The sequence below is a fragment of the Serratia marcescens genome (assembly GCF_006715005.1).
Taxonomy (GTDB): domain Bacteria; phylum Pseudomonadota; class Gammaproteobacteria; order Enterobacterales; family Enterobacteriaceae; genus Serratia; species Serratia montpellierensis.
The window spans coordinates 3,115,658-3,136,405 of sequence record NZ_VFMJ01000001.1 but is presented as its reverse complement, the minus strand read 5'-3'; the positions used below and the strand labels follow the sequence as shown (position 1 = coordinate 3,136,405).

Genomic DNA, 20,748 nt, shown 5'->3' with positions numbered 1-20,748 from the left:
TGCTCCATATGAGTACGACACGCCGGCGCCTTCACGCGCCCAGGAAATCTTTATGCCTCGCCGCCGCCTGGGTCGGCGGTGCACTGGCGGCGCCGCTGGCTTTCGCCGCCGACTGCGATAAAGCCCGCAATGCCACGGGATGTGAAGAACATCTCACCGTGGAGGCGGCAGCCCCCGCCGGGCGTTACGATGCGTTGAACGCCGTGAGCCGCAGCGCGTCACAGCTCGGGCTGAGCGCTCGGGAGACGCCGCGCAGCGTCGATATCATCAGCGCGCGGGCGATCCAACAGCGGGGCGATCGCTCGCTGGCCGCCGCCGTCGAGCACGCCACCGGTCTGTCCGGCGTCGCTTCGCCAACGTTGTCCAACAACTTTTCCGCACGCGGTTTTCGGCCGATCGCCTGGCTGTATAACGGCGTAGAGATGCCCGGCAGCACGCTGCAACTGGGCGATCCGGCGCATTACGACAGCATCGAGGTACTGCGCGGGCCGGGATCGGCATTGAACGGGCTGAGCGCCGCGGGCGGCAGCGTCAACCTGATCTCGCGGCGGCCGACCTTCAGCCGCCAGCCGGTTGAGCTTGATTATGGCTTCGGCAGCTACCGCAGCCAGCGTCTGCATCTGGGGGCCGGCGGCGCGCTGGTGGACGATGCGGTGGCGTACCGGTTGGACGTCAGCGGCAACGACAGCGGCAGCAACGTGCAGTATGAACGCGATCGGCAGAAGCGGGTTTCCGGCTCGCTGCTGTTTAAATTGACGGACGATGCGTTGCTGACGCTGAGCCTGGACCGCATGCTCAACCGCACCAACAACCCTTACTACGGCACGCCGCTGCTGGACGGGCGCATTGCCGGCGAGCTGCGTGACATCAATTACAACAACCTGACCGACAGCCGCATCCAGAGCAACGCCACCGCATTTCAGGCCAGTCTGGACTGGTTTATGACGCCCGAAGTGGAGTGGCATAACCAATTCTATTACTACAGCGGCTTTCGCGAATGGCGCAACGTCGAGCGTTTCCGCGTCGCGGCGGCGGCCCGGCCCGGCGACGTCAACCGCGACTCCTTTGGCGCCCTGGCGCACGACGACGATCTGATCGGCAACCGCAGTTCGCTGGTGTTCGATCGGGCCATCGCCGGTTTCGATAACCGGTTGCTGGTCGGCTTCGATCTGAGTAAGCGGCATTTTCAGTACTACTCGAACGGTTTCCCTGGCTCCGAAGACGTACCGCTCGGCGCGCCGCCCAGAGAGCCGTTCGCTCAGGGCACCGCCAGCCAGCGTGCGCCGGTGCGCCACGTCACCCAGAATCAGTACGCCGCCTTTCTTGAAGACCGCTTCAGCCTGACCGAGCGTTTAGCGCTGCTGGGCCAGCTGCGCTACAACCATATGAACATGGACTGGCGCTTCCAGGGGCCGCAGGAAGAGAGCCGCGCCCACACTTATGTTTTCAGCACCTGGAGCCTGGGCCCCAGCTATGCATTGACCGATAACCTCACGCTCTACGCCAACTACACCACCGGTCAGGAGCCGGGCAACGATCTGTTCTTCCTCAGCCCAACGCAGACCGATCTGCCGCTGACGCGAGCGCGCCAGTGGGAGGCCGGCGCCAAAGGGCAGTTCTGGGGGAACAAGGGCGAGGCGACGCTGGCGCTGTACGAACTGCGCAAGGACAACCTGTTTGTGCCCGACGCGCAGCGGCCGGATGCGTTGAACGCGGTAGGCAGGCAGACGTCGCGCGGCATCGAGCTTGGCGTGGTGCTGCGTCCCGACGAGCGCTGGGAGCTGGCCGGCAACGCCGCCTACACGCATGCCCGCTACGACGACTATCGCGGCGGCAGCCCGCTGCGCAGCTACAACGGCAATCGCCCGGCCTATATCCCGGACTGGACCGCCAACCTCAGCGTGCATTATCAGGCGACGGCGCGCCTGGGGCTGGCTTCTTCGCTGCGCTACGTCGGCAGCAGCTACAACGACGACGCCAACCGGCGCAAGATGCGCGCGTACACCACGCTCGATCTGGCGGCAGACTATCAGCTGACGCCGATCGTCGATGTCGGTTTTCGCATTCGCAACGCCACCAACCAGCTGTACGCCTATCAGCGCACCTACCCGGATCAGGCGCTGATCGCGCCGCCGCGCAGCTATGAAACCTTCGTGTCGGTCAGGTTCTGACGGCGTGAAACGATCGCTTTATCCGTTGTTGTGCGCCCTGGGATTGGGCGGGGGCGTGCCGTGGCACGCTGAGGCCGTCGGCCTGCAAAATTGCGGGGTAACGCGCGATTATCCGCAGCCACCGCAGCGGGTGCTGGTTTACGCCAACCCGGCGTTGGAAAACCTGCTGGCGCTGGGGCTGGCTGGCCGTGCGATCGGCGTGGTCGGGTATGACCGCGCGCGCGATCCCGCGCCGACGGCGCCGGCCGATGCGCTGCGGGCGCCCGCCAGCCCGGCGCCGCCCACGGCGGAAGCGTTGCTGCTGATGCGGCCGGATTTTGTCTATTCGGCCAGCTATTACTGGCTGCACAGCCCGGAAACGCCCGATCGGGCGCGTCTGGAGGAATGGGGCATCGGCACTTACCTCTCCCCCGGCGCCTGCAGCGGCCAGCAAAGCGCGATCGCCGCCGCGCTGACGTTTGAAGACATCTTCTCCGAGCTGCGGGAGCTGGCGCGCATTTTCAACGTCAGCCGTGCCGGTGAAGCGCCGATCGCGCGGCTGCGCGGGCAACTGCAGGCGTTTGAGGCGCAGCGCGCGCCGCTGCCGCATTTGCGTCTGCTGTGGTGGTATGCCGGCACGCAGACGCCCTACGTGGCCGGCTGCTGCGGCGCACCAGGTTTGCTGAGCCGCAGCATCGGCAGCGAGAACCTGTTCGGCGATCGGCCCGAGCTGTGGCCGACGGTATCCTGGGAGGTTATCGCCGCCCGCGATCCGGATGCGATCGTGCTTGGCGATCTGCCGCGCGGCGGCTTCGGCGACAGCGCAGCGGACAAGATCGCCTTTCTGGAGCATCACCCGCTGACCGCGACGCTGCGCGCCGTGCGTCAGCGGCGCTACGTGATCCTCCCCGGTTACGACATGGACCCTTCCGCCCGCACCGTGGCGGCGCTGGGCCGTTTGATTCGTGGCCTGGCGGCCTTGCCGCCGCAGGCTACGACTTTTTCCAACAAGGAACCTTGATATGACAGCCGTTTCATTATCTTCATCTTCTTCGCTCTCTTCACTGCTGGATGCCTGGGATCGCCAGCAGGCGGCCTACATCGCCGAGCGGGAAGCGCGTTTTAACGCCCAACTGGAGGTGCTGGCGCTGGCTGCCGGCCAGGATTTTCACGTGGTGGATCTGGCCTGTGGCCCGGGATCGCTGAGCCTGCGCATTTTGCAGCGCTTTCCGCAGGCCAGGGTGACCGCCATCGATCTCGATCCGCTGCTGCTGGCGGTGGCGCGCGGTGCGCTGGCGGCATACGGCGATCGGATCCGCATTCTGCAGGCCGATCTGGCGGATCCGGCCTGTTTTGCCGCATTGTCCGGCCCCGCGCCGCAGGCGGCGGTGTCCAGCACGGCGCTGCACTGGCTGATGCCGGAGCAGCAGCTGGCGCTGTACCGCAACGTCGCCGAGCTGCTGGCCGACGGCGGCGTATTCCTCAATGCCGATCATCAGCGCTATGACCACCGTCAGCCACGGCTGAAGGCGTTGGCCGAGCGGCACGATGAGCAGACCCAGCAACGCGCCTGGGACAACGGCGTCGAGGATTGGGATCGCTGGTTCGCGAACGCACTGCAATCGCCGGCATTGGCCGCTTATCAGGCCGAGCGTGACGCGCTGTTCGCCGGCCGCCCGGTGCCGCCGCCGACGCCGGTGGATTTCCAGCTCGCGGCGCTTAGACAAGCCGGTTTCAGCGAGGCGGGGACGGTGTGGCAGCTGTTGGACGACTATGTGATCGCAGGCTGGAAATAACATGATCCGGTGGTTACTGCCCGGTCGTGAGGCCGGCTGGCTGCTGTTGCTGGCGGCGGCGTTGCCGCTGGCTCTGCTGGGCGCCACCTTGTCGGGGCCTGCGCCGATCGCGTGGCACGACGCCTGGCGCATCGTGCTCGGCGTCAGCGGCGGTGCGCAGACCGATGCCGAGGTGTATCAGCGTATCATCTGGTCGCTGCGGATGCCGCGCGCGCTGCTGGCGGCGCTGGCCGGCGCCGGGCTGGCGCTGGCGGGCACCGTGCTGCAGTCGCTGACCCGCAACCCGCTGGCCGATCCCTGGGTGCTGGGGATCTCCTCCGGCGCCGGTGTGGGGGCGGTAACGGTGCTGGTATTGGGGCTGGGGAGCGGCCTGCTGTCGGTGTCCGGCGGGGCGTTTATCGGCGCGCTGGGGGCATTTGCGCTGGTGATGTTGCTGGCCGGGCGTTCGCTGCAGGGGGAGTCCACGCTGTTTATTCTGGCCGGGGTGGCGGTGACGCAGCTGCTTTCTGCGTTGACTTCGCTGATCACCCTCTGGCAGGCGGACGCCAACGCCACGCGCGGCGTGATGTTCTGGCTGCTGGGATCGTTCAGCGACGCGCGCTGGCCGCAGGTCGGGCTGTGCGGGTTGGCGCTGGCGGCGACGCTGCTGCTTTGTTGGCTGCGGGCGGGGGAGCTGGACGCGCTGGCGTTCGGCGGCGTGACCGCCGCTTCGCTGGGGGTGGCGGTGGCCCCGCTGAAACTGTTGTTGTATGTGATGACCACCGCGCTGACGGCGGCGATCGTCGCGTTCAGCGGCGCGGTGGGATTTATCGGGCTGACGGTGCCGCACGTCGCCCGGCGGCTGGTCGGCTCGCGGCATCGTCAGCTGTTGCCGGCCAGCGCGCTGTGCGGCGCGTTGTTCGCCGTGGCGGCGGACACCCTGGCCAGAACGCTGTTTGCCCCGCGCGAGTTGCCGGTCGGCGTGTTGACGGCGCTGTTGGGGGTACCGGTATTCCTGCTGTTGCTGTATCGGAAGGTCAATGCATGACGGTTGAAAAAACGCAATCCGGTCTGTGCGCCGAGGCGGTAAGTTGGCGAGCGGGCACGCGCACGGTGTTGGAAAACCTCAGTTTCTGCGCCTTGCCCGGTGAAATCACCGGCGTGCTCGGCGTCAACGGCAGCGGTAAATCCACGTTGCTCAAGCTGCTGGCCGGGCTGCAGCCCGCCGCCGGCGGCCGCGTTTGGCTGGAAGGGCGCGAAATCGCCGCGTTTTCCGCGCGGGAGCGCGCCAGGCGCATCGCCTTTCTCGAGCAATCCGCCCCCGGCGCCTTCGCGCTGCCGGTGAAGGAGGCGGTATTGTTGGGGCGCCTGGCCCACATCGGCCGCTGGCGCGGTTTCGGCTCCGAAGATCGCCGCCTCGCCGGGCAGGCGATGGAACAAGTGGGCATCAGCCACCTGGCCGATCGTGATTGGCAACGGCTGTCCGGCGGTGAACGGCAGCGGGTGCATCTGGCGCGCGCGTTGGCGCAGCAAACGCCGTGGCTGCTGCTGGACGAACCCGCTAATCATCTGGATATCGCTCATCAGCAGCAGTTTATGGCCTTGCTGCGGCGGCTGAAGCTCAGCGTGGTGGTGACGCTGCACGATCTGAATCTGGCGGCCTGTTATTGCGATCGGGTCGCGCTGCTGCAGCGGGGCGGGATCTGTGCGGCGGGCACGCCGCAGCAGGCGCTGACGCCGGAGCACATTCGCGCGGTATACGGGGTGGAGGCCCGGCTGGCAGCGCCCGACGGCTATGCGCCGCCGCTGATCTATTACCCTGCGGCAGGATGAGATCGGTCAAAAGGGCACGTTTGGCCGATCACAATTTCGCCTCGCTGGCTAAAATAACTCCGGTTTTAGCGATTTTTTTGGGTTAGAATAACCCGATATGCGGTGAAAGGCATTTGCCGCTCAATGGGCAGTTAAGCGAGGCTATCATGTTGGAATTATTGAAAAGTCTGTTATTCGCCGTGGTGATGGTGCCGGTGGTCATGGCGATCATTCTCGGTCTAATCTACGGTTTTGGCGAAGTGTTCAACGTCTTCTCCAAAGTGGGTCGTTCGAAAGAAAACCGCACCCAGCACTGACCGTTCCCCATCCCGATACCCGTCGGCATCGCCCGGCGGGCATTCCTCAAGTTATCTCACGCTTTGCCGATAAACCGCATGACAAGCTTTCGCGCAACGTTATATTATTTTTTATATAACGAAGAGTGATAATGCACGTTAACTTGCGGAGAAAAACAATGAAACAGCAATGGACCAAATGGGTTGGCGGGATCGTGTTGGCATCGGGCCTGGTGGCTCAGGCCTCGGCGGCGGAAAAGATCACCGTGTTCGCCGCCGCGTCGCTGACCAACGCGCTGCAGGACATCGCCACCCAATATCAAAAAGGCAAGGACGTACAGGTGGTTTCTTCCTTTGCGTCGTCTTCTACGCTGGCGCGCCAAATTGAGCAGGGCGCTCCGGCCGACCTGTTTATCTCCGCCGATCAGCAGTGGATGGATTACGCCATCGATAAGCAGCAGATGGTGAAAGATACCCGTTACACGCTGCTGGGCAACGAGCTGGTGCTGATCGCCGCCAAGAGCGATAAACAAGACAAGATCGCCATCGACAAGCAGACCGACTGGACCAAGTTGCTCAGCGGCGGCCGCCTGGCGGTGGGCGATCCGGATCACGTGCCGGCCGGCATTTACGCCAAAGAGGCGCTGGAGCATCTGGGCGCCTGGAGTGCGCTGGAACCGAAACTGGCGCGCGCCAACAACGTGCGCAGCGCGATGGCGCTGGTGGAGCGCGGTGAAGCGCCGCTCGGCATCGTCTACGGCTCCGATGCGGTCGCCAGCGACAAGGTGAAAGTGGTGGGCGTGTTCCCGGAAGACAGCCACAAACCGGTTGAATATCCGATGGCGATGGTGAAAGATCGTCAAACTCCGGCGGTCAGCGCTTTCTATACCTATCTGAAGAGCCCGGAAGCCGCCGCTATTTTCGAACATTATGGATTCACCCCGCGTAAATGATTCTGAGTGAGTACGAGTGGCAGGCGGTTGAGCTGAGCCTGAAAGTCTCCGGTTTGGCGGTGGTCTGCAGCCTGCCGTTCGGCATTTTGATGGCTTGGGTGCTGGTGCGTTGCCGTTTTCCCGGCAAGGCGCTGCTGGATGGCGTCATTCACCTGCCGCTGGTGCTGCCGCCGGTGGTGGTAGGCTATTTGCTGCTGATCGCCATGGGGCGGCGCGGCGTCATCGGCGAGTGGCTGTACGACTGGTTCGGCTTCAGCTTCAGCTTTAGCTGGCGCGGCGCCGCGCTGGCGTCGGCGGTGGTGGCGTTTCCGCTGATGGTGCGCGCTATCCGGCTGGCGCTGGAGGCGGTGGACACTCGGCTGGAGCTGGCGGCACGCACGCTGGGCGCCAACCCGTGGCGGGTGTTTTTCACCATCACGCTGCCGCTGTCGCTGCCCGGCGTCATTGTCGGCGTGGTGCTGGCCTTTGCCCGTTCGCTGGGGGAGTTCGGCGCCACCATCACCTTCGTCTCCAACATTCCCGGTGAAACCCGCACCATTCCGCTGGCGATGTATACGCTGATTGAAACGCCGGGGGCGGAGGCCGCCGCCGCGCGTCTGTGCGTGATCGCCATCGTGCTGTCGCTGGCTTCGCTGATGGTGTCCGAATGGCTGGCCCGCTGGGGCCGCAAACGGATGGGGGTGTAAATGCTGGAGCTGGACTTCTCGCAGCAGCTGGGCGACCTCAATCTCAACGTCCGCGCCGATTTGCCGGCGCAGGGCATCACCGCGATTTTCGGCCTGTCCGGCGCGGGCAAAACCTCCCTGATCAACGCCATCGGCGGCCTGACCCGTTTGCAGCAGGGGCGCATTGCGCTCAATGGCCGCACGCTGGTGGATACTGCCGCGGGCCTTTGCCTGCCGCCGGAAAAGCGCCGCATCGGCTACGTGTTTCAGGATGCGCGGCTGTTCCCGCATTATCGGGTGCGCGGTAACCTGCAGTACGGCATGGCGGCCGGCATGCGCGCGCAGTTCAATACCATTGTCGAGCTGCTGGGCATCGGGCCGCTGCTTAATCGGCTGCCGCTGACGCTCTCCGGCGGTGAAAAACAGCGGGTGGCGATCGGCCGCGCGCTGCTGACCGCGCCGGAACTGCTGCTGATGGACGAGCCGCTGGCCTCGCTCGATCTGCCGCGCAAACGCGAGCTGCTGCCGTATCTGGAGCGGTTGGCGCAGGACGTCAACATCCCTATCCTCTACGTCAGCCATAGCCTGGACGAGATCCTGCGCCTGGCCGAGCAGGTGATGGTGCTGGATCGCGGCGAGGTGCGCGCGTTCGGCGGGCTGGAAGCCGTCTGGGCCAGCAGCGCGCTGCGGCCTTGGCTGCAGCGTGAAGATCAGAGCAGCGTGCTGCGCGTCAGCGTGATTGAGCATCATCAACGCTATGCCATGACCGCGCTGGCGCTTGGCGATCAGCGGCTGTGGGTCAGCGGCATCGACGCCGAACTGGGCACCCAGCTGCGCATTCGCATCAATGCCGCCGACGTCTCGCTGGTGCTGCAGCCGCCGGTCAACAGCAGCATTCGCAACGTGTTGCCGGCCAAGGTGAGCGAGTGTCTGGACGTGGACGGGCAGGTGGAAGTGAAGCTGGCGGTCGGGGAACACGTGCTGTGGGCGCGGATCACGCCGTGGGCGCGCGATGAACTGGCGATCCGCCCTGGGCAGTGGCTGTACGCGCAGGTGAAGAGCGTGTCGATCAGCCGCGAGAGCCGCTAAGACAGGCCCTCCCGGCGGGAGGGCGAAAAAGCTAGAGTACGCGGGTGCGGATCACCTCGGCGATGCCCGGCTGCAGGTTATCGGCGATCACCAGATCGGCGCGTTCCTTGATCGCGTCATCGGCGTTGCCCATCGCCACGCCCAAACCGACCGCTTCCAGCATGCTGATATCGTTGTAGTTATCGCCGAATGCCACCACCTGATCCATGCTCAGCCCCTGCGACTCCACCCATTGGCGCAGGCGCTTGCCTTTGCTGTTGCCGCCTTTGGCGATATCCACCTGATCGTGCCAGGACCATTCGCACGCCAACCCCAGCTCTTTCTCCACCGTGTCGGCAAACTCGCGCAGCGCCAGGGTATCGGCGTGCGAGGTGGCGAATTTCCAGATGGCCTGCGCGTCGTCGGCCGCCTGTGCCAGGCTGCCGACCTGCAGCAGCGTCGGGCGCTGCGCCGCCGGCAGAGTTTCGGCCCAGGCCAGCGAGCGGGTCACGTGGCCGCTCGGTTCCTGATACAGCATGGCGTCGTCAACGTACATCAGTCCGTGAATGTCGGTCTGTTTGAGCATCTGCAGTACCAGCTTGGCCTGCTCCTTCGCCAATGGGTCGGCGGCCAGCACCTTTTTCTGCTGAAAATCATACAGGTAGGTGCCGTTACAGCAGATGGCCGGCGTGTCTATTTGCAGCGCCTGGTAGAACGGATGGATGGCGACGTGATGGCGGCCGGTGACCACCACCACCTGGACGCCGGCGGCGCGCGCCTGCGCCAGCGCGTCCAGCGACTGCGGTAAGATGCGTTTTTGATTGTCCAGCAGGGTGCCGTCAAGATCGAGGGCGATGACGCGGTAGCTCATAGGGTTCTCGTTATCGTTAGCCATAAAATTAATCCGATGGTACACCGGATAGCCAATGGAGAAAACCGCGTGAGCTTCCGGTGCTAAGCAGGGTTGCCATGCGACGGATGTGCGGTAAGCTAGGAGCAATCGAACGGCCTGAAACCGGTTCCTCTTTTACCCTTTGCAAGGAGAACACATGAAGCAAATCGTTTATGTCGCCAGCCCGGAGAGCCAGCAGATCCACGTCTGGCAGTTGGACGACGCCGGCGCGCTGGCGCTGCTGCAAACCGTTGACGTGCCGGGCCAGGTGCAGCCGATGACCCTTCATCCGGACAAGACCCACCTGTACGTCGGCGTACGTCCGGCGTTCGGCATCGTCAGCTACCGCATCGAGGCGGACGGCACGCTGCAGCAGGCCGGCATGGCGCCGCTGCCGGGCAGCCCGACCCATATTTCCACCGATTTGCAGGGGCGTTACCTGTTCTCCGCCTCCTACAGCGGCAACTGCGCCAGCATCAGCCCGATCGGCCACGACGGCGTGGTGACGGCGCCTATTCAGCAGATTGACGGCCTGACCGCGCCGCACTCGGCGAACATCGATCCGACCAACCAGCTGGTGCTGGTGCCTTGCCTGAAAGAAGACCGCATCCGCCTGTTCAACCTGAGCCTGGCGGGCCAGCTGACGCCACACGCGCAGGAAGCGGTGGCGACCGCCGCCGGCGCCGGGCCGCGCCATATGGCGTTCCACCACAACGACAAGTTCGCCTACTGCGTCAATGAGCTGGACGGTACGGTGGACGTGCTGGCTATCTCGGAAAACGGCGGCAAATACACCGTGACGCAGACGCTGGACATCATGCCGGTCGACTTCGACGGCACCCGCTGGGCGGCGGACATTCATATCACGCCGAACGGCCGTTTCCTGTACACCAGCGATCGCACCGCCAGCATTCTGACCATTTTCAGCGTTTCCGAAGACGGCGGCACGCTGAGCGTGGTCGGCTATCACCCGACCGAAACGCAGCCGCGCGGTTTCAATATCGATCACAGCGGCCGCTTCGTGATTTCGTCCGGTCAGAAGTCCGATCACATCGCGGTGTATGAAATTGACCAGGCCAGTGGCGAGCTGACCACGCTGGCGCGTTATCCGGTGGGCAAAGGCCCGATGTGGGTGAGCGTGCTGGCGAAGTAATTCGGCGGTCAGACGAGTATGGAAAAAGCGCGGTTCGGTTGAACCGCGCTTTTTTATTGGCGGCGGATCAGTTGAACGTCACCGTCAGCGTGGCGCTGCCGAGGCTGTGGAAGTGGACGTTGAAGCCCACCAGCGCGCCGCTGGATCCCTCATCCACTTCGATACGCTCCACGTCCAGCGCATGCACGGTGAACTGGTAGCGGTGGCTCTCGCCCTCTGGCGGCGCCGCGCCGCCGTAGCCGGCCGAGCCAAAATCGGTGCGGGTCTGCAGTGCGCCGGCGGGCAGCGGGGCTTTGCCGGAGCCCGCGCCCTGCGGCAGCTCGCGCACGTCGGCGGGAATATTGGCCACCACCCAGTGCCACCAGCCGGAGCCGGTTGGGGCATCGGGATCGTAAACGGCGATTACGAAGCTCTTGGTGCCGGCCGGCACGCCGTCCCAGGCCAGGTGCGGCGACAGGTTATCGCCGTGGTAGCCCATGCCGTTGAAGACCTGCGCCTGCGGCAGCTTGCCGCCGTCCTGCAGATCGTTGCTGTACAAACGAAAAGCCATAGTGACTCCCAGTTGTCGATAAACGCGGACCCTTAAGCTAGATCGTTTCGCCGTGACAATACAAGCGGGATTGCCATTCGCCAACGGCGGCGCGGATCGGTTACCATGGCCGCATCTTCCTCCCTACAGACCGCCGGATAGCCAAACAACGCCACCATGATCTCACTGAAAAAACGCACGCCGTGGTTCGGCTGGCTGCGCCGTTGGGCCAAAAGCATCAAGCGCGATATTTACGCGCTGTGGCTGGCCGCACGTGATAAGCGCACCCCGTGGTACGCCAAACTGATCGCGCTGCTGGTGGCCGGCTATGCGATCTCGCCGATCGATCTGATCCCGGATTTCATTCCGGTGCTGGGCTATCTGGATGACGTGATCATCGTGCCGCTGGGCATCATGCTGGCGGTGCGACTGATCCCCAAGCCGCTGATGGCCGAGCTGCGCGAGAAGGCGCAAAAACGCGTCGACAACCCCACCGGCCGCATGGCGGCGGCGATGATCATTTTACTCTGGCTGCTGTGCCTGGGGTTGCTGGCCCGTTATCTGGACCAGCATTGGTAAGGCATTAACGCGCGGCGGCGGCCACGGCGGCGGTCAGGCGGCTGAGCTGTTCCGTTTCGATGATGTAAGGCGGCATCAGGTAAATCAGCTTGCCGAACGGCCGGATCCATACCCCGCGCTCGACGAACCCGCGCTGCAGCTCGGCGACATCCACCGGTTCGCGCATCTCCACCACCCCAATCGCCCCCAGCACCCGCACGTCCGCCACCTTCGGCAGCGCCGCGAGCGGCAGCAGTTCCTGTTTCAGCTGGGTTTCGATGGCGCTCACCTGCGCCTGCCAGCGATTTTCCGCCAGCAGCGCCATGCTGGCGTCCGCCACCGCGCAGGCCAGCGGATTGCCCATAAAGGTCGGGCCGTGCATAAAGCAGCCGGCCGCGCCGTTGCTGATGGTCTCCGCCACGTGGCGGGTGGTCAGGGTGGCGGACAGGGTCATGTAACCGCCGGTCAGCGCTTTGCCGAGGCAGAGAATGTCCGGCACCACCTGCGCGTGCTCGCAGGCGAACAGCTTGCCGGTGCGGCCGAAGCCGGTGGCGATCTCGTCGGCGATCAGCAGCACCCGATGGCGATCGCACAGCTCGCGCACCCGCTTGAGGTAGGTCGGATGGTAGATGCGCATGCCGCCGGCGCCTTGCACCACCGGTTCCACGATCACCGCCGCCACTTCACCGGCGTGCTGCTCCAGCAGCGCAGCGAACGGTGCAATATCTTCTTCACGCCATTCTTCGTCGAAGCGGCACTGCGGCGCGGTGGCGAACAGGTGCGGCGCCAGATAGCCCTGATAGAGGCTATGCATCGAGTTGTCCGGATCGCAGACCGACATCGCGCCGAAGGTATCGCCGTGATAGCCGTGGCGCAGCGTCAGGATGCGCTGCCGGCGCTCGCCGCGCGCCTGCCAGTACTGCAGCGCCATCTTCAACGACACTTCTACCGCCACCGAACCGGAGTCCGCCAGGAACACGCACTGCAGCGCTTCCGGCGTCATCTCCACCAGCCGACGGCACAACGAGATAGCGGCCGGATGGGTAATACCGCCGAACATCACGTGTGACATCTTCTCCAGCTGCTGGCTGGCGGCCTGATTCAGGCGCGGATGGTTGTAACCGTGGATCGCCGCCCACCAGGAGGACATGCCGTCCACCAGGCGCCGGCCGTCCGCCAGCTGCAGTTCGACGCCGCTGGCCGATTCGATCGGGTAACAGGGTAACGGGCGGCTCATGGAGGTATAGGGGTGCCAGATATGGCGTTGGTCAAACGCCAGGTCGGAAGCGGTCACAGACATACTTGTAAACCAAATTGAATTAAGATTGGTTGACAGTATATCCACAATATTTAAACTGGCGACACTTTTTCGTTTTGGAGACGCCATGATGGCCGACCGCATTCACTGGACAGTAGGGCAAGCCCAGGCCCTGTTTGATAAACCGCTGCTGGAACTGCTGTTCGAAGCGCAAACCGTACACCGCCAGCACTTCGACCCGCGTCAGGTGCAGGTCAGCACGCTGCTGTCGATCAAGACCGGCGCTTGCCCGGAAGACTGTAAATACTGCCCGCAGAGCTCACGCTACAAGACCGGCCTGGAGTCGGAGCGGCTGATGCAGGTCGAGCAGGTGCTGGAATCGGCGCGCAAGGCCAAGGCGAACGGTTCGACCCGTTTTTGCATGGGTGCGGCGTGGAAGAACCCGCACGAGCGCGATATGCCTTATCTGCAGCAGATGGTGCAGGGCGTGAAAGCGATGGGCATGGAAACCTGCATGACGCTGGGCACGCTGGACGGCACTCAGGCCGAACGGCTGGCGGAGGCCGGGCTGGATTATTACAACCATAACCTCGACACCTCGCCGGAGTTCTACGGCAGCATCATCACTACCCGCAGCTACCAGGAACGCCTGGATACGCTCGACAAGGTGCGCGACGCTGGCATCAAAGTGTGCTCCGGCGGCATCGTCGGGCTGGGGGAAACGGTGCGCGACCGCGCCGGGCTGCTGGTGCAGCTGGCCAACCTGCCGAAACCGCCGGAAAGCGTGCCGATCAACATGTTGGTGAAGGTGAAAGGCACGCCGCTGGCGGACAACGACGACGTCGATCCGTTCGATTTCATCCGCACTATCGCGGTGGCGCGCATCATGATGCCGTCCTCTTATGTCCGCCTTTCCGCCGGCCGTGAACAGATGAACGAACAGACACAGGCGATGTGCTTTATGGCCGGCGCCAACTCGATCTTCTACGGTTGCAAGCTGCTGACCACGCCGAACCCGGAAGAAGACAAGGATCTGCAACTGTTCCGCAAGCTGGGGCTGAACCCGCAGCAGACCGCCACCGAACACGGCGACAACCAGCAACAGCAGGTGCTGGCTAAGCAGCTGCTGAACGCCGATACCGCCGAGTTTTACAACGCGGCGCTGTGATGAGCTGGCAACAACGCATCGAGCAGGCGCTGGCAGAGCGGCGCCTCAACGCCGCCTACCGTCGGCGACAGACCACCGAGGGCGGCAACGGCCGCCAGATCCGGCTCGGCGATCGTCTCTACCTGAACTTCTCGGGCAACGACTACCTGGGGCTGAGCCAGGATGCGCGGGTGATCGCCGCCTGGCAGCAGGGCGCGCAGCGTTACGGCGTCGGCAGCGGCGGGTCGGGCCACGTTACCGGCTTTAGCGCGGCGCATCAGGCGCTGGAGGAGCAACTGGCGGCGTGGCTCGGCTATCCGCGCGCGCTGCTGTTCATCTCCGGCTATGCCGCCAACCAGGCGGTGCTGGCGGCGTTAATGCAGAAAGGCGATCGCATTTTGGCCGATCGCCTCAGCCACGCCTCGCTGCTGGAGGCGGCGGCGCAATCGCCGGCCGAGCTGCGCCGCTTCCAGCACAATCAGCCGCAGGCGCTGGCGGATCTGCTGGCCAAACCCTGCGACGGGCAGCGGCTGGCGGTGACCGAAGGGGTGTTCAGCATGGACGGCGACGGCGCACCGTTGGCGGAGCTGCATCGCTTAACCCGCGCGGCGGGCGCCTGGCTGATGGTGGACGATGCCCACGGCGTCGGCGTGCGCGGTGAGCAAGGCCGAGGCAGCTGCTGGCAGCAGGGCGTGCACCCTGAACTGCTGGTGGCGACCTTCGGCAAGGCGTTCGGCGTCAGCGGCGCGGCAGTGCTGTGCGATGAGGCGACCGCCGAGTATCTGCTGCAGTTCGCCCGCCATCTAATCTACAGCACCGCAATGCCGCCGGCGCAAGCCTGCGCGCTGCAGGCGGCGCTGGCCTGCATTCGAGAGGGCGATGAACTGCGTGCCCGGCTGCAGGACAACATTCGGCGTTTCCGTCAGGGCGCGGCGCCGCTGGCGCTGACCCTGACGGATTCCGACACCGCCATCCAGCCGCTGCTGGTGGGGGACAATCAGCGCGCGCTCGATCTGGCGACCCGTCTGCGCGAGTGCGGAATGTGGGTGAGCGCCATCCGCCCGCCGACGGTGCCGCCGGGCGGCGCGCGGCTGCGCATCACCCTGACGGCGGCGCATCAGCCGCAGGACATCGATCGCCTGCTGGAGGTATTGCATGACGTCAGCCAATGACGCGGTGAACAAACAGGCGGTCGCTTCGGCCTTCAGCCGCGCCGCCGGCAGCTACGACGCCGCCGCCGCGCTGCAGCGTGACGTTGGCGAGCGCTTACTGGGGATGGGGAGTGCCCATCCGGGCGAACGGCTGCTGGACGCCGGCTGTGGCACCGGTTATTTCAGCCGCCTGTGGCGCGAGCGCGGCAAGCAGGTGACCGCGCTCGATCTGGCGCCGGGCATGCTGGACGTCGCCCGTCAACGGCAGGCGGCGCACCATTATCTGCTGGGCGATATCGAACAGGTGCCGCTGCCCGATGCGGCGATGGACATCTGTTTCAGCAGCCTGGTGGTGCAGTGGTGCAGCGATCTACCCGCTGCGCTGGCGGAGCTGTATCGCGTGACCCGCCCCGGCGGCGCGATCCTGTTTTCCACGCTGGCGGCGGGATCGCTGCAGGAACTGGGGGACACCTGGCAACAGGTGGATGGCGAGCGCCATGTGAACGCTTTCCTGCCGCTGGCGCAGATCCGCGCCGCCTGTGCTGACTATCGGCACGAGCTGGTCACGGAGCTGCGCACCCTGAACTACCCGGACGTGATGACGCTGATGCGTTCGCTCAAGGGCATCGGGGCCACGCACCTGCATCAGGGGCGCGAGGGCGGCCTGATGTCGCGCGGCCGTCTCGCCGCGCTGCAGGCGGCTTACCCGTGCCGGCAGGGGCAGTTCCCGCTCAGCTATCATCTGGTTTATGGAGTGATTTATCGTGATTAAACGTTGGTTCGTGACCGGCACCGACACCGAAGTGGGGAAGACCGTCGCCAGCAGCGCCTTGCTGCAGGCCGCCAACCGGGCGGGCTACTGCAGCGCCGGCTATAAGCCGGTGGCCTCCGGCAGCGAGATGACCGCCGAGGGGCTGCGCAACGGCGACGCGCTGGCGCTGCAGGCCAACAGCGGCGTGGCGCTTCATTACGACGAAGTGAACCCTTACGTTTTTGCCGAACCGACCTCGCCGCATATCGTCAGCGCCGATGAAGGCCGGCCGATCGACGCGGCGCAGCTGTCCGACGGCCTGCGCCGGCTGGAGCAGCGCGCCGACTGGGTGCTGGTCGAGGGCGCCGGCGGGTGGTTTACCCCGCTGTCGGCGCAGTACACCTTCGCCGACTGGGTGCAGCAGGAGCAACTGCCGGTGATCCTGGTGGTGGGCATCAAACTGGGTTGCATCAACCACGCAGTGCTGACGACACAGGCGGTGCAACAGGCGGGGTTGACGCTGGCCGGTTGGATCGCCAACGACGTGACGCCGCCGGGGCGGCGGCATCAGGAATACCTGGCCACGCTGCGGCGCATGCTGCCTGCGCCGCTGCTGGGCGAAATCCCGCATCTGCCGCAGGCCGAACGGGCGCCGTTGGGGGAGTATCTGGACATCAGCCTGCTATAAACGCTCAATGAGGGGGGCTTCTCTCCCTCATCCTTCTTCTTGCCCTGCCAGCCCGGCGCCGATCAGCGCCTCATCCAGCTGCGCCAGCGCGCCGTGCGCCACCGTGCGCCCCCTGTCTAACAGACAGAAACGATCCGCCACCCGGCGCACGAACGGCAGCTGATGCTCCACCAATAAAATGGTCATGCCCAATTCATCGTTGAGCCTGCGGATCACGTTGCCGATATCGGCGGCGATTGAAGGGGGCACGCCCGAGGTCGGTTCGTCGAGGATCAGCAGCGCCGGTTCCTGAGCCAGCGCCCGACCAATCGCCAGCTGGCGTTGGGCGCCCACGCACAGATCGCCGGCGCGGCGAGCGCGCATCTGGCGCAAATGGGGGAACAGGCTGTAGATCAGCGGCGGAATGCGGCGAGGGGCACCGCGCCCGGCCATTTGCGCTACCTGGAGATTCTCTTCTACGCTCAGCTGTGAGAAAAGTTGCCGCCCCTGGGGCACGTGGCTGATGCCCAGCGCGGCGCGGCGTTCCATCGGCTGCAGCAGCAGGTTTTGCGGCGGCTGATCCGCCGGCAGCCAGGTCATGCTGCCGCTCACCACCGGCACATGCCCCATGATGCAGTTGACCAGCGTGGTCTTGCCCACGCCGTTGCGCCCAAGCAGCACGGTACACTGTCCGCGCGGCAGCTCCAGGTTGATGTCCCACAGGGTGTGGTTCTGCCCGTAAAATTGATTGACCGACCTCAGGCTCAGCATTTGGCATTCTCCTCATAGACGCTCGTTTCACTCGTTGGTGGGGGGACTGCAAAGGCCGCATGTGCGGCGAATTTCCCGAGTGTGGCCATGTCTGGAACAAAATGCCGTCCGTCCGATGAGCCAGAGCAAGGTCTGCGGTGGACGGAATGACAGTCAATATGTCGTTAAAAACGACGCTTGTGACGACTTGGTGTCGTTCTTGCGCTTTTACGGGCGATAGCGCCGCAAGGGTTACACGAAGCGGCAGACAGTGCATCATGCTGCCGCACCGCATTTATACGCAGGAAGATAAAGCAACTCCCAGGCCAATTTTGCCACCGGGTGAAAACGGGGGATTGTTATCGCCTTGTTAACCGCCGGTCAGGCCTGACGCGCGCTGCCGTGACAGCCTGAAAATACGCGGGGAAGTTAACCCGGACGTTTTTTGCACTCTTGTGGTGCTCTTCGGTGAGGGCATGGTGCAAGGCATTGCGCCGCCGTCAAGAGCGATCCGCGAGAAAGGGGCCGATGCGATTTTGGCAATGGGGATTTTTAGTATTAATCGGCATAAACAAAGCGATATTTTTATGAAAAAATAACTAAAAAAGGCATTTTGGCGAGTGTAAAGGGCGAAAAGCTTTCTTTCTGTAACTCCCGCCCCGGGCGGGGCGGTGAGAGTTATCCACTATTCCTGTGGATAACCTTGTGCATTAGATTTAGAAAAACGCTGTAAAGCGAGAGCCGACGCGGGTTCTGTTCGCTTTGTCCGCATTCTCGTCTTTTTATTAATATTATTAAATATCAATAATTTAATTAAAATCAAGACGCAGGGGTATTGATCAGGCCTCTATGTATGATTTTTCGACGCCGTGCTATCAATAAGTTAATTCGCGGCAAGTTCTGGGGATAAATCTGTTATTGACAATAAAAATGTCACCGGGCTGTAACGCCACGGTGCAGCGGCGTGGCCGCCGCATCGATCGCGGCGACGAATCCGCTTGAAGCTGGTTTTATATCCAGTATCATGGGCACTGGCGCAAATCGCCGACACTTTCCATAATTAGGGGCCATATCCGGCGCAGAGCCGGCTGGCCGCCTGAGCGCGCGCATCTCCACAGGGTAGCCGAGCAATGAGTAAACTTTTCAAACTGCATTCCGAGTTCAAACCGGCCGGCGATCAGCCGGAAGCCATCCGCAAGCTGGAAGAGGGGCTGGAAGACGGCCTGGCGCACCAGACGTTGCTGGGAGTCACCGGTTCGGGCAAGACGTTCACCATCGCCAACGTGATAGCCGATCTGAATCGACCGACCATGGTGATGGCGCCGAACAAGACGCTGGCGGCACAGCTGTACGGCGAGATGAAAGCGTTTTTCCCGGAGAATGCGGTGGAGTACTTCGTCTCCTACTACGACTACTACCAGCCGGAAGCCTACGTGCCCAGCTCCGACACCTTCATTGAAAAAGACGCTTCGGTGAACGAACACATCGAGCAGATGCGTCTTTCCGCCACCAAGGCGCTGCTGGAACGGCGCGACGTGGTGGTGGTGGCGTCGGTGTCGGCGATCTACGGCCTGGGCGATCCGGATCTTTACCTGAAGATGATGCTGCACCTGACCCAGGGCATGATCATCGATCAGCGATCCATTTTGCGCCGCCTGGCGGAGCTGCAGTATTCCCGCAACGATCAGGCTTTCCAACGCGCCACCTTCCGCGTGCGCGGCGAGGTGATCGATATCTTCCCGGCGGAATCGGACGAGCTGGCGCTGCGCGTCGAGCTGTTCGACGAGGAAGTGGAGCGGCTGTCGCTGTTCGATCCGCTGACCGGGCAGATTGAGCAGGTGGTGCCGCGTTTTACCATCTACCCGAAATCGCACTACGTGACGCCGCGTGAGCGGATCATGCAGGCGATGGAAGAGATCAAGGTCGATCTGGCGGACCGCCGCAAGGTGCTGCTGGCCAACAACAAGCTGCTGGAAGAGCAGCGCCTGACGCAGCGCACCCAGTTCGATCTGGAGATGATGAACGAGCTGGGTTACTGCTCGGGCATCGAAAACTACTCGCGCTATCTGTCCGGGCGCGCCGAGGGCGAGCCGCCGCCGACGCTGTTCGACTACCTGCCGGCGGACGGCCTGCTGGTGGTCGACGAATCCCACGTCACCATTCCGCAGATCGGCGCGATGTTCAAGGGGGACCGCGCGCGTAAGGAAACGCTGGTGGAGTACGGCTTCCGCCTGCCGTCGGCGCTGGACAACCGCCCCTTGCGCTTCGAGGAGTTCGAGGCGCTGGCGCCGCAGACCATCTACGTTTCCGCGACGCCGGGCAAATATGAGCTGGAGAAATCCGGCGGCGATCTGATCGATCAGGTGGTGCGCCCGACCGGGCTGCTGGATCCGATCGTGGAAGTGCGGCCGGTGGGCACCCAGGTGGACGATCTGCTCTCCGAGATCCGCAAGCGTGCGGCGATCAACGAGCGCGTGCTGGTGACCACCCTGACCAAACGCATGGCGGAAGACCTGACCGAATACCTGGAAGAGCATGGCGAGCGCGTGCGCTACCTGCACTCGGATATCGATACCGTGGAACGGGTCGAAATCATCCGTGACCTGCGTCTGGGCGAGTTCGACGTGCTGGTGGGCATCAACCTGTTGCGTGAGGGGCTCGACATGCCTGAGGTGTCGCTGGTGGCGATTCTGGACGCCGACAAGGAAGGCTTCCTGCGTTCCGAGCGTTCGCTGATCCAGACCATCGGCCGCGCGGCGCGTAACCTGAACGGCAAGGCGATCCTGTATGGCGATCGCATCACCGATTCGATGGCCAAGGCGATCGGTGAAACCGAGCGGCGTCGTGCCAAGCAGCAGGCCTACAACGAAGCCAACGGCATCGTGCCGCAGGGGCTGAACAAGAAGATCGGCGATATTCTGCAGATCGGCCAGCCGGTCAACCGCGCCAAGAGCAAAGGCAAGGGCAAGGCGGTGGACGGCGGCGCTCAGCTTCAGAACCTTACGCCGAAAGCGCTCGATCAGAAAATCCGCGATCTGGAGGCGCAAATGTACACCCACGCGCAAAACCTGGAGTTCGAACAGGCGGCTGCGCTGCGCGATGAGATCCACCAGCTGCGCGAGCAGTTCATCGCGATTTCCTGACCGTTGGACGGTGCCCGCGCCGCGGGCGTC

The 20,748-nt window shown here is 64.0% G+C and carries 21 protein-coding genes; 17 read left to right on the top strand and 4 right to left on the bottom strand.

The window, feature by feature from the left end:
* Positions 1-8: 8 nt before the first annotated feature.
* From FHU12_RS15135 to modC, 9 genes are all read left to right on the top strand, one after another.
* The gene (locus FHU12_RS15135; RefSeq protein WP_141970336.1) at positions 9-2,171 is read left to right on the top strand and encodes a TonB-dependent siderophore receptor; all 2,163 of its coding nucleotides are present in this window, start codon (positions 9-11) and stop codon (positions 2,169-2,171) included.
* 4 nt (positions 2,172-2,175) lie between these two features.
* Positions 2,176-3,171: an ABC transporter substrate-binding protein gene (locus tag FHU12_RS15130; RefSeq protein WP_141970334.1), complete on the top strand. Its 996-nt coding sequence runs from the start codon at positions 2,176-2,178 to the stop codon at positions 3,169-3,171.
* Between the two features lies 1 nt (position 3,172).
* Positions 3,173-3,946, top strand: coding sequence for a class I SAM-dependent methyltransferase (locus tag FHU12_RS15125; RefSeq protein WP_141970332.1), 774 nt, complete (start codon positions 3,173-3,175; stop codon positions 3,944-3,946).
* Position 3,947: 1 nt separating this feature from the next.
* Positions 3,948-4,973, top strand: coding sequence for a FecCD family ABC transporter permease (locus tag FHU12_RS15120; RefSeq protein ID WP_141970330.1), 1,026 nt, complete (start codon positions 3,948-3,950; stop codon positions 4,971-4,973).
* Positions 4,970-5,758, top strand: coding sequence for an ABC transporter ATP-binding protein (locus FHU12_RS15115; RefSeq protein ID WP_141970328.1), 789 nt, complete (start codon positions 4,970-4,972; stop codon positions 5,756-5,758). Before FHU12_RS15120 ends, FHU12_RS15115 begins: the two co-directional genes overlap by 4 nt.
* A gap of 146 nt (positions 5,759-5,904) precedes the next feature.
* Positions 5,905-6,054, top strand: a complete 150-nt coding sequence (locus tag FHU12_RS15110; RefSeq protein ID WP_141970326.1) for an AcrZ family multidrug efflux pump-associated protein — start codon at positions 5,905-5,907, stop codon at positions 6,052-6,054.
* A 158-nt stretch (positions 6,055-6,212) separates the two neighbouring features.
* Positions 6,213-6,986 carry a molybdate ABC transporter substrate-binding protein gene (gene modA, locus FHU12_RS15105; RefSeq protein ID WP_141970324.1) on the top strand — a complete coding sequence of 258 codons (774 nt, stop codon included), beginning with the start codon at positions 6,213-6,215 and terminating at the stop codon, positions 6,984-6,986.
* A complete protein-coding gene (gene modB / locus FHU12_RS15100; RefSeq protein WP_141970322.1) occupies positions 6,983-7,672 on the top strand; it encodes a molybdate ABC transporter permease subunit in 690 nt (229 codons plus the stop codon). Before modA ends, modB begins: the two co-directional genes overlap by 4 nt.
* Positions 7,673-8,740 carry a molybdenum ABC transporter ATP-binding protein ModC gene (modC, locus tag FHU12_RS15095; RefSeq protein WP_016928697.1) on the top strand — a complete coding sequence of 356 codons (1,068 nt, stop codon included), beginning with the start codon at positions 7,673-7,675 and terminating at the stop codon, positions 8,738-8,740.
* Positions 8,741-8,771: 31 nt separating this feature from the next.
* Here modC and FHU12_RS15090 read toward each other — a convergent pair whose 3' ends face one another.
* The gene (locus FHU12_RS15090) at positions 8,772-9,590 is read right to left on the bottom strand and encodes a pyridoxal phosphatase (protein WP_141973008.1); all 819 of its coding nucleotides are present in this window, start codon (positions 9,588-9,590) and stop codon (positions 8,772-8,774) included.
* 178 nt (positions 9,591-9,768) lie between these two features.
* Here FHU12_RS15090 and pgl point away from each other — a divergent pair, with 178 nt between their 5' ends.
* Positions 9,769-10,764 (top strand): 6-phosphogluconolactonase, encoded by a 996-nt coding sequence (gene pgl, locus FHU12_RS15085; protein WP_141970320.1) that lies wholly within the window; start codon positions 9,769-9,771, stop codon positions 10,762-10,764.
* Positions 10,765-10,831: 67 nt separating this feature from the next.
* Here the strand turns inward: pgl and FHU12_RS15080 are convergent, their stop codons facing one another.
* Positions 10,832-11,314, bottom strand: coding sequence for a kinase inhibitor (locus FHU12_RS15080; protein WP_049201165.1), 483 nt, complete (start codon positions 11,312-11,314; stop codon positions 10,832-10,834).
* Between the two features lie 156 nt (positions 11,315-11,470).
* Between FHU12_RS15080 and FHU12_RS15075 the strand changes: the two genes are divergently transcribed.
* The gene (locus FHU12_RS15075; RefSeq protein WP_038870940.1) at positions 11,471-11,872 is read left to right on the top strand and encodes a YkvA family protein; all 402 of its coding nucleotides are present in this window, start codon (positions 11,471-11,473) and stop codon (positions 11,870-11,872) included.
* 4 nt (positions 11,873-11,876) lie between these two features.
* On the opposite strand, the gene bioA is transcribed toward FHU12_RS15075, so the two are convergent.
* Complete coding sequence (gene bioA, locus FHU12_RS15070; RefSeq protein WP_141970319.1) at positions 11,877-13,151, bottom strand: adenosylmethionine--8-amino-7-oxononanoate transaminase; 1,275 nt, start codon at positions 13,149-13,151, stop codon at positions 11,877-11,879.
* An 88-nt stretch (positions 13,152-13,239) separates the two neighbouring features.
* On the opposite strand from bioA, the gene bioB reads away from it, so the two are divergent.
* From bioB to bioD, 4 genes are read left to right on the top strand one after another with little or no spacing between them, the layout of a single operon-like run.
* Complete coding sequence (gene bioB / locus FHU12_RS15065; protein WP_025301918.1) at positions 13,240-14,277, top strand: biotin synthase BioB; 1,038 nt, start codon at positions 13,240-13,242, stop codon at positions 14,275-14,277.
* On the top strand, positions 14,277-15,428 hold the full coding sequence (bioF, locus tag FHU12_RS15060) for an 8-amino-7-oxononanoate synthase (RefSeq protein WP_141970316.1): 1,152 nt from the start codon (positions 14,277-14,279) through the stop codon (positions 15,426-15,428). The genes bioB and bioF overlap by 1 nt, the downstream gene beginning before the upstream one ends.
* On the top strand, positions 15,412-16,179 hold the full coding sequence (gene bioC, locus FHU12_RS15055; protein ID WP_141970314.1) for a malonyl-ACP O-methyltransferase BioC: 768 nt from the start codon (positions 15,412-15,414) through the stop codon (positions 16,177-16,179). Before bioF ends, bioC begins: the two co-directional genes overlap by 17 nt.
* Entirely contained in the window at positions 16,172-16,846 is a 675-nt protein-coding gene (bioD, locus tag FHU12_RS15050; RefSeq protein WP_141970312.1) for a dethiobiotin synthase, read from the top strand. The genes bioC and bioD overlap by 8 nt, the downstream gene beginning before the upstream one ends.
* Before the next feature lie 27 nt (positions 16,847-16,873).
* On the opposite strand, the gene FHU12_RS15045 is transcribed toward bioD, so the two are convergent.
* Positions 16,874-17,596, bottom strand: a complete 723-nt coding sequence (locus tag FHU12_RS15045; protein WP_141970310.1) for an ATP-binding cassette domain-containing protein — start codon at positions 17,594-17,596, stop codon at positions 16,874-16,876.
* A gap of 455 nt (positions 17,597-18,051) precedes the next feature.
* Between FHU12_RS15045 and FHU12_RS27440 the strand changes: the two genes are divergently transcribed.
* Both FHU12_RS27440 and uvrB read left to right on the top strand, forming a co-directional pair.
* The gene (locus tag FHU12_RS27440; protein WP_255703093.1) at positions 18,052-18,174 is read left to right on the top strand and encodes a hypothetical protein; all 123 of its coding nucleotides are present in this window, start codon (positions 18,052-18,054) and stop codon (positions 18,172-18,174) included.
* Between the two features lie 531 nt (positions 18,175-18,705).
* A complete protein-coding gene (gene uvrB, locus FHU12_RS15040) occupies positions 18,706-20,718 on the top strand; it encodes an excinuclease ABC subunit UvrB (protein WP_141970308.1) in 2,013 nt (670 codons plus the stop codon).
* Positions 20,719-20,748 lie beyond the last annotated feature (30 nt).

Coding starts and splice junctions, on each gene's coding strand:
- FHU12_RS15135 (WP_141970336.1), top strand. CDS start 9: ATGAGTACGACACGCCGGCGCCTTCACGCGCCCAGGAAATCTTTATGC.
- FHU12_RS15125 (WP_141970332.1), top strand. CDS start 3,173: ATGACAGCCGTTTCATTATCTTCATCTTCTTCGCTCTCTTCACTGCTG.
- FHU12_RS15120 (WP_141970330.1), top strand. CDS start 3,948: ATGATCCGGTGGTTACTGCCCGGTCGTGAGGCCGGCTGGCTGCTGTTG.
- FHU12_RS15115 (WP_141970328.1), top strand. CDS start 4,970: ATGACGGTTGAAAAAACGCAATCCGGTCTGTGCGCCGAGGCGGTAAGT.
- FHU12_RS15110 (WP_141970326.1), top strand. CDS start 5,905: ATGTTGGAATTATTGAAAAGTCTGTTATTCGCCGTGGTGATGGTGCCG.
- modA (WP_141970324.1), top strand. CDS start 6,213: ATGAAACAGCAATGGACCAAATGGGTTGGCGGGATCGTGTTGGCATCG.
- modB (WP_141970322.1), top strand. CDS start 6,983: ATGATTCTGAGTGAGTACGAGTGGCAGGCGGTTGAGCTGAGCCTGAAA.
- modC (WP_016928697.1), top strand. CDS start 7,673: ATGCTGGAGCTGGACTTCTCGCAGCAGCTGGGCGACCTCAATCTCAAC.
- FHU12_RS15090 (WP_141973008.1), bottom strand. CDS start 9,590: ATGAGCTACCGCGTCATCGCCCTCGATCTTGACGGCACCCTGCTGGAC.
- pgl (WP_141970320.1), top strand. CDS start 9,769: ATGAAGCAAATCGTTTATGTCGCCAGCCCGGAGAGCCAGCAGATCCAC.
- FHU12_RS15080 (WP_049201165.1), bottom strand. CDS start 11,314: ATGGCTTTTCGTTTGTACAGCAACGATCTGCAGGACGGCGGCAAGCTG.
- FHU12_RS15075 (WP_038870940.1), top strand. CDS start 11,471: ATGATCTCACTGAAAAAACGCACGCCGTGGTTCGGCTGGCTGCGCCGT.
- bioA (WP_141970319.1), bottom strand. CDS start 13,151: ATGTCTGTGACCGCTTCCGACCTGGCGTTTGACCAACGCCATATCTGG.
- bioB (WP_025301918.1), top strand. CDS start 13,240: ATGGCCGACCGCATTCACTGGACAGTAGGGCAAGCCCAGGCCCTGTTT.
- bioF (WP_141970316.1), top strand. CDS start 14,277: ATGAGCTGGCAACAACGCATCGAGCAGGCGCTGGCAGAGCGGCGCCTC.
- bioC (WP_141970314.1), top strand. CDS start 15,412: ATGACGTCAGCCAATGACGCGGTGAACAAACAGGCGGTCGCTTCGGCC.
- FHU12_RS15045 (WP_141970310.1), bottom strand. CDS start 17,596: ATGCTGAGCCTGAGGTCGGTCAATCAATTTTACGGGCAGAACCACACC.
- FHU12_RS27440 (WP_255703093.1), top strand. CDS start 18,052: ATGGTGCAAGGCATTGCGCCGCCGTCAAGAGCGATCCGCGAGAAAGGG.
- uvrB (WP_141970308.1), top strand. CDS start 18,706: ATGAGTAAACTTTTCAAACTGCATTCCGAGTTCAAACCGGCCGGCGAT.